This window comes from Methanobrevibacter sp. (genome assembly GCF_045603845.1).
Classification (GTDB): domain Archaea; phylum Methanobacteriota; class Methanobacteria; order Methanobacteriales; family Methanobacteriaceae; genus Methanocatella.
The window spans coordinates 1-14,058 of record NZ_JAZUMY010000115.1; the positions used below are offsets into that span (position 1 = coordinate 1).

The 14,058-nt window shown below is 34.4% G+C and carries 13 protein-coding genes, 2 tRNA genes and 2 pseudogenes; 4 read left to right on the plus strand and 13 right to left on the minus strand.

The window, feature by feature from the left end; translation table 11 throughout:
- The 7 genes and pseudogenes from ACKI2W_RS11530 to ACKI2W_RS11560 all read right to left on the minus strand — a co-directional run.
- Positions 1 to 423 (minus strand): annotated as a pseudogene (locus ACKI2W_RS11530) (transposase); the annotation flags it as partial.
- 86 nt (positions 424 to 509) lie between these two features.
- Positions 510 to 989 carry a transposase gene (locus ACKI2W_RS11535; RefSeq protein WP_407382103.1) on the minus strand — a complete coding sequence of 160 codons (480 nt, stop codon included), beginning with the start codon at positions 987 to 989 and terminating at the stop codon, positions 510 to 512.
- Between the two features lie 323 nt (positions 990 to 1,312).
- Positions 1,313 to 1,615: a type II toxin-antitoxin system RelE family toxin gene (locus ACKI2W_RS11540; RefSeq protein WP_407382104.1), complete on the minus strand. Its 303-nt coding sequence runs from the start codon at positions 1,613 to 1,615 to the stop codon at positions 1,313 to 1,315.
- On the minus strand, positions 1,599 to 1,829 hold the full coding sequence (locus ACKI2W_RS11545; protein WP_407382105.1) for a hypothetical protein: 231 nt from the start codon (positions 1,827 to 1,829) through the stop codon (positions 1,599 to 1,601). Before ACKI2W_RS11545 ends, ACKI2W_RS11540 begins: the two co-directional genes overlap by 17 nt.
- 241 nt (positions 1,830 to 2,070) lie before the next feature.
- Positions 2,071 to 3,405, minus strand: a complete 1,335-nt coding sequence (gene gdhA, locus ACKI2W_RS11550) for an NADP-specific glutamate dehydrogenase (protein WP_292797200.1) — start codon at positions 3,403 to 3,405, stop codon at positions 2,071 to 2,073.
- 465 nt (positions 3,406 to 3,870) lie between these two features.
- Positions 3,871 to 5,115 (minus strand): peptide chain release factor aRF-1, encoded by a 1,245-nt coding sequence (gene prf1, locus ACKI2W_RS11555; protein ID WP_407382106.1) that lies wholly within the window; start codon positions 5,113 to 5,115, stop codon positions 3,871 to 3,873.
- 84 nt (positions 5,116 to 5,199) lie between these two features.
- Positions 5,200 to 6,165, minus strand: a complete 966-nt coding sequence (locus ACKI2W_RS11560; RefSeq protein ID WP_407382107.1) for a hypothetical protein — start codon at positions 6,163 to 6,165, stop codon at positions 5,200 to 5,202.
- 75 nt (positions 6,166 to 6,240) lie between these two features.
- Between ACKI2W_RS11560 and ACKI2W_RS11565 the strand changes: the two genes are divergently transcribed.
- A complete protein-coding gene (locus tag ACKI2W_RS11565) occupies positions 6,241 to 6,771 on the plus strand; it encodes a zinc ribbon domain-containing protein (protein WP_407382108.1) in 531 nt (176 codons plus the stop codon).
- Here ACKI2W_RS11565 and rimI read toward each other — a convergent pair.
- Entirely contained in the window at positions 6,755 to 7,198 is a 444-nt protein-coding gene (rimI, locus tag ACKI2W_RS11570) for a ribosomal protein S18-alanine N-acetyltransferase (RefSeq protein ID WP_407382112.1), read from the minus strand. The genes ACKI2W_RS11565 and rimI overlap by 17 nt on opposite strands.
- A gap of 82 nt (positions 7,199 to 7,280) precedes the next feature.
- Here rimI and ACKI2W_RS11575 point away from each other — a divergent pair, with 82 nt between their 5' ends.
- From ACKI2W_RS11575 to cobK, 3 genes are read left to right on the plus strand one after another with little or no spacing between them, the layout of a single operon-like run.
- Positions 7,281 to 7,673, plus strand: coding sequence for a UPF0146 family protein (locus ACKI2W_RS11575; RefSeq protein ID WP_407382109.1), 393 nt, complete (start codon positions 7,281 to 7,283; stop codon positions 7,671 to 7,673).
- On the plus strand, positions 7,674 to 10,112 hold the full coding sequence (locus ACKI2W_RS11580; RefSeq protein WP_407382110.1) for a calcium-translocating P-type ATPase, PMCA-type: 2,439 nt from the start codon (positions 7,674 to 7,676) through the stop codon (positions 10,110 to 10,112). It begins immediately after the preceding gene.
- Entirely contained in the window at positions 10,109 to 10,903 is a 795-nt protein-coding gene (gene cobK, locus ACKI2W_RS11585) for a precorrin-6A reductase (protein ID WP_407382111.1), read from the plus strand. Before ACKI2W_RS11580 ends, cobK begins: the two co-directional genes overlap by 4 nt.
- An 11-nt stretch (positions 10,904 to 10,914) precedes the next feature.
- On the opposite strand, the gene ACKI2W_RS11590 is transcribed toward cobK, so the two are convergent.
- From ACKI2W_RS11590 to ACKI2W_RS11610, 5 genes and pseudogenes are all read right to left on the minus strand, one after another.
- A tRNA-Ser gene (locus ACKI2W_RS11590) sits at positions 10,915 to 10,997 on the minus strand.
- Positions 10,998 to 11,055: 58 nt separating this feature from the next.
- A tRNA-Ser gene (locus tag ACKI2W_RS11595) sits at positions 11,056 to 11,138 on the minus strand.
- 41 nt (positions 11,139 to 11,179) lie between these two features.
- Positions 11,180 to 11,488: a 30S ribosomal protein S10 gene (gene rpsJ, locus ACKI2W_RS11600; protein WP_058739846.1), complete on the minus strand. Its 309-nt coding sequence runs from the start codon at positions 11,486 to 11,488 to the stop codon at positions 11,180 to 11,182.
- Between the two features lie 73 nt (positions 11,489 to 11,561).
- Entirely contained in the window at positions 11,562 to 12,803 is a 1,242-nt protein-coding gene (tuf, locus tag ACKI2W_RS11605; protein ID WP_292797221.1) for a translation elongation factor EF-1 subunit alpha, read from the minus strand.
- A gap of 160 nt (positions 12,804 to 12,963) precedes the next feature.
- A pseudogene (locus tag ACKI2W_RS11610) lies at positions 12,964 to 14,058 on the minus strand (elongation factor EF-2); the annotation flags it as partial.

Consider the following 14,058-nt stretch of genomic DNA (forward strand, 5'->3'; position numbering starts at 1 on the left):
GTATTCAAAGTGGTCTTTGTGGTATGGATTTTTGTTTATTTTGCCTATTTTTTCTTTGGATTGTTTTCTTGTTGGTATTAATCCTTCTATTTTTTCATCTGCTAGGTATGATAGTGATATTTGGTTTAAGTATATTGTATCGGCGCTTATGTATTTTGGTTTGGTGTTTATGTTTTGTATTGCTTTTTTGGCGATTGCTGGTAGTTCATAATGGTCTGTTAGGCTTTGTGTGACGTTTATTGCACAGATTAATTTGGTGTCGTAATCAACTGCAGACTGGATATTATAGGCAACCATGTAATTTCCTTTCTTTCCTTTCATAAAACGAGCTTCAATATCATTTACAGGTATTCTATCTTGTCCTGTAAATGTAAATTGTGTTTCTATGCCATATAATAGTTCCAATTTATCTTCATCATCCATGTCCTTTTTTTCCAATATTCTTTTAGCTGGTTTATGGAGTTTTTCAAGGCTTTCAGGACTAACTGAACGTCCTTCATAGTAATCGACTAATATTTTGGTTTCTTTTTTAGAGATTGTGTTGTTGTTGGAATTATATGCTTTTTTAATAGTTCCATCAATAGCAACGTGATTAAATTCAGTAAAACCTTCATCAAATGCCTTAAGGTCATTTGCAATAATACTTCAAAATAACGACCGTATTCTCTCCGATACCTTTGAATTGAACGTTCAGAAGGCCTAATATCATCACAAACAAACCTAAAAATATCATGGTACCTTGCCATGTCCTCAATTATTGATGCTCTATCAATATGCTGGATTTTAGCATAAACAAGCAATTTTAACATTGAATCAACAGGTAATGACTCTCTTCCTTTCTTTTTCTTAGGCTCATCAATTTCCAAAAGCGAAAAAACATCTTCAATAAAATCAACAACAAAACGAGAAATATGATCCTTCAGAACATTCCAATCTAAAGTCCTAATACCTAATTTTATCTGATTCTTATCAAATTTTCTTTTAACCATAAACAACAACACCAAAATAACTTATATCTAATATAAAATATGTACAACAAAGTATATAAACTTAACTGTTTAAAAAACAGTTAAATCAAAAATAAAAATCTATAATTAATCAAAAATAGATAAAACAAAAATTTAATATATAAAATTAATATTTAAGAATTATGAATTAAAATATTTAAAAAATAGTATAGTATAGGGCTAAAATTTTTTTGCGCAAAATTCAAAAATCAATTTTGGCGGACACCCTACAAAAAAAGAAAAAATAAACAATAAAATTTATACGATTCCTTGCAGAGGAAATAAATGGAATCACCATACTTTAATTAATTCCATTTTTTGTAAATGCTTTTCCTAGGGCCAATGTCAATTATTTCAACTTCTTTAGTTAATTCATTAACAAAATATACGATTCTATATGAACCAACCCGAGTTTTCATACATTTTGGACATTTCCTACTTTTAAATGAACTTTCAGCTTCATTATATGGGTCAACTACTAATCTATGATATTTATCATATATCCTATTAATTAACCTTTCATCATCGAAATGTTTATCCATAAATTTTATTGCTTTTTTATCCTCAAAAAGTTCATAACAAATTTTGGAACTATTTTCTGATGGCATTTAAATCAACTTTTCTAGTGCCAGAATAGTCTCCGTTTTCAAAATGTCTAATCCTTTCATTATAATAATCTGCTTCTTCATCAGTTAATTCCTCAAAATACATTTTTTCATACACCTCAATTAATCTAGCTATAATATCATTATATGTTTCAGATTTTAAACCTAAATGAGCTAGTTTTGTGTGAACTTCTTCAGTTACGCGAATTGTTTTCATACCCATTGTGAATTCCCCAACAAAAATAAATCATCATACTTATTATATTAAATATATTATTTATATTTATTGTAAACAAATATATTAAATATACATTTTAAAAAAATATCAAACTTAATAAAAAAATAATAAATTCTTTGAATTCATAAAAAACATGCAAAAATTAACAAAATACAAAAAAAGACTAAATAATTCAATAAATAAGAAATAACTAAAAAAAAGAAAAAATAAACAAGGAAATCTATACGATTCCTTGTGCGTTCATTGCGTCAACTACTTTTTTGAATCCTGCAATGTTTGCTCCTGCTACGTAGTTTTTATCCATTCCGTATTCTTCAGCAGCAGCTGCAGCATTTGCGAAAATAGTTTCCATAATAGTTTGAAGTCTGCCGTCGACTTCTTCAAATGTCCAAGATAATCTTTCTGAGTTTTGTGACATTTCTAAAGCGGAAGTTGCTACTCCACCAGCATTTGAAGCTTTACCTGGTGCGAATAATACATCGTTTTCCTGTAAGTATTCGGTTGCTTCAATAGTGGTTGGCATGTTTGCTCCTTCAGCAACAGCTAAAACACCGTTTTCGACTAAGGTTTTAGCGTCTTCTAATTGCAATTCGTTTTGGGTTGCACATGGAAGAGCGATGTCACATTTAATGGTCCATACACCTTTACCTTCGTGGTACTCAGCACTTTCTCTTGCTTCTGCGTAAGCGGTTAATCTTTCACGTCTTACTTCTTTAACTTCTTTTAACAGTTCAACATCGATTCCTTCTGGATCGTAAATCCAACCGGTTGAATCGGAACATGTTACAGGTTTACCGCCTAATTGTTGTGCTTTTTCGATTGCGTAAATAGCTACGTTACCTGCACCTGATACTGCAATGGTTTTTCCAGCGATGTCAATATCGTTTGCTTTTAACATTGCGTTGGTGAAGTATAATAATCCGTAACCTGTAGCTTCAGTTCTTGCAAGGGATCCACCGAAGGTTAATCCTTTACCAGTTAATACTCCTTCGTATAAACCTCTGATTCTTTTGTATTGGCCAAATAAGAATCCGATCTCACGACCACCTACACCGATATCTCCAGCAGGCACATCAGTATCTGCTCCGATGTATTTGCATAATTCGGTCATGAAACTTTGACAGAATGCCATGATTTCTCTGTCTGATTTTCCTTTAGGATCAAAGTCTGATCCTCCTTTTCCTCCACCAATTGGAAGTCCGGTTAAGGAGTTTTTGAAAATTTGTTCAAATCCTAAAAATTTGATGATACCGACATTTACGGAAGGGTGGAAACGTAATCCTCCTTTGTAAGGTCCAATAGCTGAATTGAATTGGACACGGTATCCAGTATTTACTTGTACTTGTCCGTTGTCGTCTACCCATGGGACACGGAATTTGATTTGTCTTTCTGGATTAGTTAATCTTTCAAGAAGTGCATTTTTTTTGTATTCTTCTTCGTTTTCTTCAATAACAACCCTTAAGGATTCCAATACTTCGCGTACAGCTTGATGGAATTCTGGTTCTGAAGGGTTTTGTTCAATAATAGTTTCAATTACATCGTCTACGTATGACAAAATTATTCCTCCAATTTTCACTGTCAAAATTATATTTTTGACATGACAATTAATTTTTTGTACTTTCTCATATTTAATAGTTTTCACTTTTTTTAAAAAAATCCGAATAGAATTAACAATATCCATAAATTTATTGGACAAAATAATAAAATAAATAAAAAATTTTATAATTTTATATAGAAGTTTTATTATATTAATCTACAAAGTCCAACAAAAATCATTAATTTGTAGACAAAATCATAAAAAATCAAATAAATTTTAGAAATATATATAAAAATAATAAAAAAATGGTGAATTGTTTAAAAATAAATAAAATATATTAAACAAAAATAGGTGGAAGTATATGTCCGACTAAATAATTGACAAAAAATGGGTGGAAGTATATGTCCGACCAGAAAAAGATTAAAAAAAATATGTCCGAAATAATGAAAATAATAAAAAAAAAGTAAGGATCGGTTAAAATCCTTAGTGTCCAACGTAATATCTTAGGATTGCGCCGATACCACCGAATGCACGGTAAAGCTGCATGCCCTCTTCGGTTTCAGTGGAAATGAACTCGACACTGGTGTTCATATCCTCAGCCAATTCAACAAAATCATCAACTAAAAGTTCAGAAGCTTCTTCTTTCAGCAGTTCATTACATTCAGGACAGCGTTCTTCAAGTGAATCCGCTTCAGATTGGGTTTTAACAGTGATTCCTTTTTCAAAACCACAGTTTCCGCACTTGAAAGTTTTGCGCATTGAATCCAAATCTTCAGATAAAAGCAATGTGTCAACAGCACCGATTATAAGGTTATTCCTGACTTCCTCTTCACCGTATGAATACAGACCGTCATCTTTTCTGAGTTCGCCTAAAAACTTCTGGATGATTTCTTTTTCATGGATAACATCCAATTCATTTAAAAGATCAGTTGATTTGTTGATGACTTCACGGATACCGAACTCACCAGTGTATGATGTGTCAACGGTTGCAATAATCTTGTCCTTGATTTCATACTGAATGTAATCGGCATCAACCAAATCGTTTTTGGTAAAACCAGGCCCGCCGATAACGACAGCCTTCAAATCATCTTTCAAAGGAAGGAACTCATCATTGATACGTCTGGCAATACGTTTCAAGAACTCACGGGCTTCATCTTCAATAACACGGTCAAACCTTCTTTGTGATTGTCCCCCGGCCTTATGCTTACCCGGAACACCACTGGTCAAGTGACCAATGATATTGATTTTTTTACCTTTTAAAGTAGCAATGGTAGCCTCTTTTCTGTCAACCACAGCCAAACCGTAGGTATCCCTTTCCTCAATCATGTATTCGAGAGGTTCCAAGAAAAACTCGTTGTTACATTTGTACCAGTAAGTTACAACAGGTTCAGGAGGTTCCAAAATGTATTTTTCCATCTTTTCAGTACCAGGACCGCCTTTAGGAATCATACCTACAAATAAAACCAGCCCGTTTTCAGGAGGCTGCTTATACAAACGTATGCTCTGTAAAATAACCTCAATAGCTGACTGAACATTCTTTTTGGTCTGTTTACTCTTGATGTTGGCACTCTGTCCAAGCTCATCCCTCATATGCTTACCGACATCACTTAGCTGCTTGTCCGGCGGGATGTAAACTGAAACAAGTTCTGTACCTCTTCCTCTTTTTTGTGATAACTCTTTTAAAGTTTTTTTAAATTCATATAATTCTTTTGATGAGACTTCTGACATAATAATCCCCTATGATAAAATTAATATAATATATAAAATTATCTAATTACAGATATAAATAATTAATGAAAAAAACAGCAATTTTTAGGATAATTTCATTTTTCCGTAATAATCAAATAATTCAATTTCCTCTTCAGGAATCGTTTCCATTTCAAGCAAATCCAGACCTGTTAACTCTTTGATTTCACGGGCAAGACAGATGTAAGTGTCCGGATATTCATTATGGCCAATTATGTTCCAGATGATTGAATCCTCGAAAACAAGCTCCAGATACCAGTCATAACCGTCCAGTTCAGGAGAGTCATAATTCTTGGATTTATTATGATATGAATCAAAAATCCACTCATAAACACCATATCTTTCCAAAAGATTCAAAAGAATATCCAAATCAGCATTTTCCTTTTCAAAATATCCGTCGATTTCTCTCTTTTTTAAGTCAATCATAATATTGGGATGAGGATTCCCATATGGAAAAGCTTCATAATGCCCGAATTCAAGTGAGGTCAATTCCAATTTATTGTTGAGCTTATCATAAACTCCTTCTTTTCTTACATTATAAAATAAATTAGTTACAATATTTTCCAGATTAGAAACGTTTAAAACATCAAAATGAACTAATTTAATCAATAGTCCATTGAAATCCAACCATTTTTTGGGAAAATCATTTTTGATGGAAAATTCCTGATAATCATCAGAATAATAGAAATTAATATTGCATGAATAGATATTTTCCAATTTTTCAAAGTACTGGAAGCCCTGAGATTTGAATCCTTCAAAAAGATTCAGCTTTTTAAATTCCCTTTTGAACACTTCACAGTCACTTTCATCCAAATCATAAATTTTACTCAACACTCTTGATTTCAAATCGTTTAAAATCGGATCACAGGGATTTTCAAGTGAATAATTACCCTCATAAAACTGTTCGGGATAAATCATTTCATTAATGTTAAAATAAGCCTTTTTGGAAATAAAATCTATAATGAAACATTCATAATGCTTGTTTGATTTTTTAAAACTGAACCGTTGAGTAATTTCCATCCTTTCAAGCATTATACATACACCCAAATAATAATTTATAATAACTTTTAAATAAATTGATTGACTAAATTTAAATAAAGTGATAATATGGTTATAAGAAGATGCCCACAATGCCACACAACAAGCGATGATCAATACGGATTTTGCATAAAATGCGGATATGAATTTACAAAAATAGAAGAATCTGGAAATGTATGTCCATTATGTAATTATCCGAATCCTGATGAGGCAGATTACTGTGTAAAATGTGGCACACCATTAATCTTTAAAAACCAGTTTGAAAATAATGAATCTTCCCTAAACCCGATTGTCATCAAAAGAAAAATATCTGCAGATGCCGAAAGAATCAATGATGCTCCGCATACAAGCAGAATATTAATCGCATTAGGTTACATATTCTCCATCTTAGGCGGACTTATCGGACTTATCATTGCAATATACCTTACGACCAGAAGGGATCCTGTAGCCAAAAAGCACGGCCGCATCCAGCTTGGAATATTTATCTTTTATCTGGTTTTACTTTTGATACTCATATTGACCGGAACAATAACTTCAGATACGCTGATTCAGTACAGCCAAATGACCGGACTGGGCAATCTCACTAACGTGACCTTATAATAGGCAAATACATCACAATTGCCCCATCATGATTATTGTAATAATCCGGAACTACCCTATCCACCTTAAAATTAAATCCTTTATAAAATTCGTAAGCGCCATCATTGTTTTCATTTACTTCAAGATATATGTTCGCTATATCAAACATCATCAGTATTTGGATGGCTTTTGATAACAAGCGAGTTCCCGCTTTCAGCCGCCTGTAATTCTTATCGACCGCAAGGGAAATTATGTGGCCCTGATTTTCATATTTAATCCAGAAAATGATATACCCTATAACATAACCGTCAATTTCAGCCACCAGAAAACCTGTTCCCATATCATACAGGCCCTTAAACATGCTGATTCCATAAGACTGGTCAAAAGACATGTTCTCTATTTCATAAACTCTTTTTAAATCATCCAGAGTAAACTCGCGAATAATCATCATATCATTAATATAACAAAAAAGTTATTTAAATATTTTTAAAATAAATATTAATGAAAACAAAAAAAAACAGGCTGATTGTATGTGGCAGAATTTCGCAGAATACATTCTATCATTATGTGACAATAATCCGACAAAGATATGTGAAATCGGCGTTGGCAAATTCACACAGGTTTATGATTTTCTAAGCGAACAGGAAAACATTGAAATATTTAAAACAGACATCTCTCCAAATGACTCAAGCGTTGTTAAAGATGATGTTACAAATCCGAATCTGGAATTATACAAAGATCTTGACATAATATATTCAATAAGACCTCCTAGCGAGCTTCAGCCATATATTGTGGATTTGGCTTTAAAAACAAATACTAAACTGATTATCAAACCTCTGTTCAATGAAGATATAAATACTAAAAGAGCACAATTAAAATTAAAAAATTACAAAAAAGCAAGTTTCTACATATTGGGTGTATAAATGGAAAAAAGCATTTTAACTAAATATAACACATCCGTTAACGGTTTGGATGATGATGAAGTCGTTGAAAGACAGTCCACGTATGGCTTCAACGAGCTTGAAGAAAAAAAACCTAAAAGTCCACTGAAGCTATTTGCCGAACAGTTCATTGACGTTTTAATAGGACTGCTGTTTGTAGCGGCAGTTGCGGCATATTTTGTAGGCGACGTTATCGATGCGGCCGTTATAATGATTGCAATAATATTAAATGCAATCATAGGATTCATTCAGGAATACCGTTCACAAAAAGCATCCGAAATGCTTAAAAGCCTGATTACAAAAGAGGCAATTGTTAAGAGAAACTCAAAAGTTCAAAGAATAGAATCCAGGGAACTTACAATCGGAGATGTTGTGCTTTTAGAGGAGGGAGACAGAACTCCTGCAGATTTGGTTTTAATCGAATCAAATAATCTGCAGGTTGATGAATCCTATCTGACTGGGGAATCAGAAGCAATATCCAAAGAAATAAGCGATGAAGTGTATATGGACTCAAACATCATTTCAGGTAATGCCGTAGGTGTCGTATCCAAAATAGGTATGGAAACCGAAATAGGCAAAATTGCAGAAATGGTTCAGGAGGATGAAGGCGAAACACCTCTTCAAATCAAGGTTTCAAAACTTGGAAAGATGCTGTCTGCAATAGCAATCATTGTATGTGTATTCGTTTTCATTCTGGAATTTTCAAAAGGAATACCAATTGTTGAAACATTCATGACAGCAGTTTCACTTGCCGTTGCAGCAATACCTGAAGGACTGCCTGCAGTACTGACATTGACATTGGCTTTGGGAATGCAGGAAATGGCAAAATCCAATGCTATTGTAAAAAGACTGCTTTCCGTTGAAACTCTCGGGTCATGTGACGTCATCTGCAGTGACAAGACAGGAACTTTAACCGAAAATAAAATGACTGTCAGACAAACATTCTTTTACAATGAAAGCAAAACTTCCCAAATAGGCCTCCTATGCAACAATGCAATTGAAAGCAATAGTGAAATCATAGGTGATCCTACTGATGTGGCCATTTTTAAATATTTTAAAGAAGAAAATAATGATTTTGAAGAATATGAAAGAATTAATGAAATTCCACTTGACAGCAATCGTAAAATGATGAGCTGTGAATATAGCTGTGACGGTAAAGATAATATAATATTTTCAAAAGGTGCTCCAGAAATAATTTTAGCTAAAAGTAAATACATAGATAATGCTGGAAGTATTGAAATAATTACACCTGAAATTAAGGAAACGCTATTGAAAAAAATTGATGAAATGGCGGGCAATGCTTTAAGGACAATAGGCATTGCATACAAGATTAAAGATGAGAATGACGATGAAGCAAACATGATTTTCACAGGACTTGTGGGCATAATCGACCCTCCGAAGGAAAGTGCCAAAAAAGCTATTGAAGATTGTAAAAAAGCCGGAATTAAAGTAATCATGATTACAGGAGATCATGAAATAACAGCAAAGGCAATAGCTAAAGAACTGGACATATTAACGGATGGAAAGGTAATTACCGGTGCCGAACTGGAAAGTTTAAGCGATGAAGAGTATTCAAAGATTGTGGAAGACATTGAAGTTTATGCAAGAGTGAAACCTGCCCAGAAAATGAGAATTGTCGAAACACTCAAAAAGAAAGGAAATACAGTCTCAATGACAGGCGATGGTGTAAACGATGCTCCGGCACTTAAAAAGGCATCAATTGGAGTAGCCATGGGTAACGGAACTGAAGTTGCCCGTGAAGCGGCAGACATGATCATACAGGACAACAATTTTGCAACAATAGTAAAAGCCATTAGGGAAGGAAGAAAGATTTACGACAACATCAAAAGATTTGTCAAGTTTCAGGTGTCAACAAATATCGGTGCCATAATCACAATCATCGGAACAAGTATCCTGAGCCTGCCAATACCGTTTTCACCAGTGCAGCTTCTGTGGATAAATATCGTGATGGACGGACCTCCAGCTCAAACCTTAGGAATGGAAGGTGCCGAAAAGGACATTATGGAAAGAAAGCCGCAGACCGGAGACATATTAAATAGAAAAACCATTATTAGAATTCTGATTTCAGGTTTGGTTATGGCAATCGGAACAATATGTGTATTCGATTATCAGCTGACAACATCATCACAGACAAAGGCTATGACAGTGGCATTCACGTTGTTTGTGCTTTACCAGCTGTTCAATGCATATAACTGCAAGGCAAACTCCAATTCATCAAGCAAATTTCTATATGCCGGAATTCTGATTTCATTCATATTGCAAATTCTAATAATATACATCCCGCAACTGCAAATCATATTTAAAACGACAAGTATTGGAATAATCGACTGGATAATGATTGTAATTGTTGCATTTACCATAATAATAGCTGAAAAAATAATGAATAAAGTGATACAATGAAAAAATTAAACATTCTTCTTTTAGGCGGAACAAAGGACTCAACAGAGCTCATCAAACACTTAAAAAACAATTACGATACCCATATATTAACCACTACCACAACCGAATACGGATCAAAACTGGCTGTTGAGGCGGGCAGTGACGATACAATCGCAAGGCCTCTTCTTAAAGATGAAATTATTGATCTTATAAATAATTCCGACTTTGATTTGCTGATAGATGCAACACACCCATTTGCCGAACACATCACCCAGACGAGTACAAGCGTATCAAAAATATGCAATATCAAATATATTCGCTTTGAAAGGCCTGCATTAAGCTTTGATGACATTGACGATTCACACATCATTTATGCAAAATCCTTTGAAAATGCCGGTGAGATAATAGCTGACGAATTCCCTCAGGGAAACATTTTACATTTTGCAGGCGCCAATACTATGGAAGATGTCCTGAAAAATGTTGCAATTGACAGGTTCTATCCCCGCATCTTGAAAGTTCCCAAGTCAATCGAGAAATGTGAAAAACTGGGAATTGAAAACGACCACATCATTGAAATGAAAGGTGCCGCCAGTTTGAAAGAAAACATCGATTTAATTGAAAAGTATGATGCGAGTGTCATGATAACAAAGGAAAGCGGTGAAATAGGCGGAGTCATTGAAAAAATTGAAGCTGCCAACCAAAAGAATATAGCTTTGCTTATGATAAAAAGACCTGTTATCAAGGAATTGGAAAAAAAGGATATCGTTTCAACACTTGATGAATTCGATGAAAAAATTAAAGAATTATTTTAAAAATAAATAAGCGCCGAGACTGAGATTTGAACTCAGGAGGAGAAACTCCACGGGATTTCAAGTCCCGCGCCTTACCAGACTAGACTACCTCGGCAGAGCGAAAACAAATATAAATACACTTATTTTAAAAAAAATCAAAAAATTATAGATAACGCCGAGACTGGGATTTGAACCCAGGCGGAGAAACTCCACGGGATTTCAAGTCCCGCGCCTTACCAGGCTAGACTATCTCGGCTTTATGATAATAACAAGGAAATATTTAGAAAATCTAAATATTTATCCTTTAAGTTCTATTTCAATACTTACATTATCAGGAACATTAACTTTCATTACTTGTCTCATTGCACGTTCGTCAGCTCCAATACCGACTAAACGTTTGTGAATCCTAAGTTCCCATTTTTCCCAAGAAGCTTTACCTTCACCATCTGGTGATTTTCTTGTTGGAACTACTAATTTTTTAGTAGGTAATGGAATAGGACCAGATAAATCAACTCCAGTTCTTTCAGCAATATTTTTGAGTTGATCACAGACATAAGCTAATTTTTCTGGATCAGTTCCTGTAAGCTTAATTCTTGCTTGATTCATTAATTATCCTCCAAAGTACAAAAAAAAGAAAAGAAAGTTTAAGTTAAAAACTTAAACAGAATTTTCTACACAATTATTGTTTTTCAGTAATTTCAAGACATAAACCAGCTGCAACAGTTTGACCCATATCTCTGATAGCAAATCTACCCATTTGTGGGATTTCTTTTGCGTTTTCGAGACACATTGGTTTAGTTGGTTTGATTTTAACAATAGCTGCATCACCGGTTTTGATAAAGTCAGGGTTTTCTTGGTCAACAGCACCAGTAGCAGGGTTTAATTTTTGCATTAATTCTAAGAAAGTACATGCTACTTGAGAGGTGTGACAGTGGAATACAGGAGTGTATCCAACGGTGATTACACCAGGGTGTTGTAAAACAACAACTTGTGCTTTGAATTCTCTTGCTACAGTAGGAGCGGAATCAGTGTGTCCTGCAACGTCTCCTCTTCTAATATCGTTTTTACCTACACCTCTTACGTTGAATCCGATGTTGTCACCAGGTTCAGCGGTTTCGAATACTTCGTGGTGCATTTCGATAGATTTAACTTCTCCGGAAGCTCCAGCAGGTTGGAAGATAACGTTTTCACCTTTTTTCATGATACCGGTTTCTACTCTTCCTACAGGTACAGTACCTACACCAGTAATGGAGTAAACGTCTTGAATAGGAATTCTTAAAGGTAAGTCAGTAGGTTTTTCAGGTGGAGTTAATTTGTCTAATGCGTCCATTAAAGTGTCACCTTTGTACCAGGAAGTGTTTTCACTTGCTTCTTTGATGTTGTCCCCTTCAAATGCAGATAATGGGATGAAAGGTACTTGATCAGGGTTGAAACCTACGGTTTTGATTAAGTTAGTAACTTCTTCTTTTAATTCGTTGTATTTGTCTTCAGAGTAATCTACTAAGTCAATTTTGTTGATTGCAACGATTAATTGACCGATACCTAAAGTTCTGGATAAGAACACGTGTTCTTTAGTTTGTGGCATGACACCGTCGTCAGCTGCAACAACTAATACACCTGCGTCTGCTTGGGAAGCACCAGTAATCATGTTTTTAACGAAGTCTCTGTGTCCTGGGCAGTCTACAACAGTGTAGTCGTATTTTTTGGTGGAGAATTTTTGGTGAGCTAAATCGATAGTTACTCCTCTTTCTCTTTCTTCACCTAATTTGTCCATAACAAATCTGAATTTGTTTTCACCGTCATCTAATTGTTGTTCAGCAATTGCACCAGCTTTTAATAATAAGTGTCCAACTAAAGTGGATTTTCCGTGGTCAACGTGTCCAATAAATGCTAAGTTAAGATGTTCTTTTTCTTTTGCCATTATAATACCTCTTTAAATTATATATATTAACAAACATTAGTAAGCTTAAATGTTAGCTTAAATTTAATTTATATTTTAACATATAAATAGATAATGTTTTTTTCATGAATTTTTAATAAAAATAAAAAAAATGAAAAAATTAAATTTTTAATTTTTAAATTTATACGTCTCCTAAGTAGTGGCTTGTAGGGAACGGTTCTGGAGATAAACCTTTTCTTTGTCTGATTTCTCTGACAATTTGGCTTTGCATCTCACGTGGGAGTGGTTCAAATCCTGCGATTTCAGTAGACCATAAACATCTACCTTCTGCAGCGGATCTGATATCACCAGCGAAACCGAACATTTCAGCTACAGGAACTTTGGATTCGATTCTTGCCATGTCTCCTTCCTGACCCATGTCAACAATTTGACCTCTTCTGTTTTGGATTTCACGAGTACATGCACCCATGTAATCATTTGGAGTGTCAATAACTACTTTCTGCATAGGTTCTAATAATGCAGGTTCTGCAAGAGTCATAGCACCTAAGATTGCGTTTCTGATAGCTGGTAAAACTTGAGCAGGTCCTCTGTGAACTGCGTCTTCGTGAAGTTTTGCATCATGGAGTTTGAATTTTAATCCCATGGAAATTTCTTCACCTAATGGTCCGCTTTCGAGAGTTGCTTCAAATCCTTCGAGTAATAATTCTTTAACTTCGTCCAAGTATTGAATACCACGAGTCATGTTAAGGAATATGCTTCTGTTGTGAACAGCCCATACTCTTCTAGCTTCTTCTTTATCTAAACCATGTTCCATGAAGTCATTAGCAGATTCTTTACCTTTTACTCTACCTTCTTTGATGTCTCCTTCCTGGATAGCATCATATAATTCAGGTTCTAAAGGTTCAACAGTTAAGTAGAATCTGTTATGCTTGTTAGGAGATTTACCTTCAACTTGTGGAGATAATTGTCTTACAGTTTCTCTGTATACAACAATAGGTTCTGAAGTTGTAATATCTACACCTTTTTCACCGATTCTGTAACCGATAACTTCCAAGTGAAGCTCACCCATACCGGATACTAAGTGCTCACCGGTTTCTTCGTTAATATCAATTTTTACAGTAGGATCTTCTTTACCAACTTGTCTTAATACTTCAATGAGTTTTGGTAAGTCTTTAGTATTTTTAGCTTCCACTGCTACAGTAACTACAGGTTCGGAAATGTGTTCTAAACCTTCGAACTCTTTGATTTTGTCTTCAGGTGAACAGAGAGTTTCCCC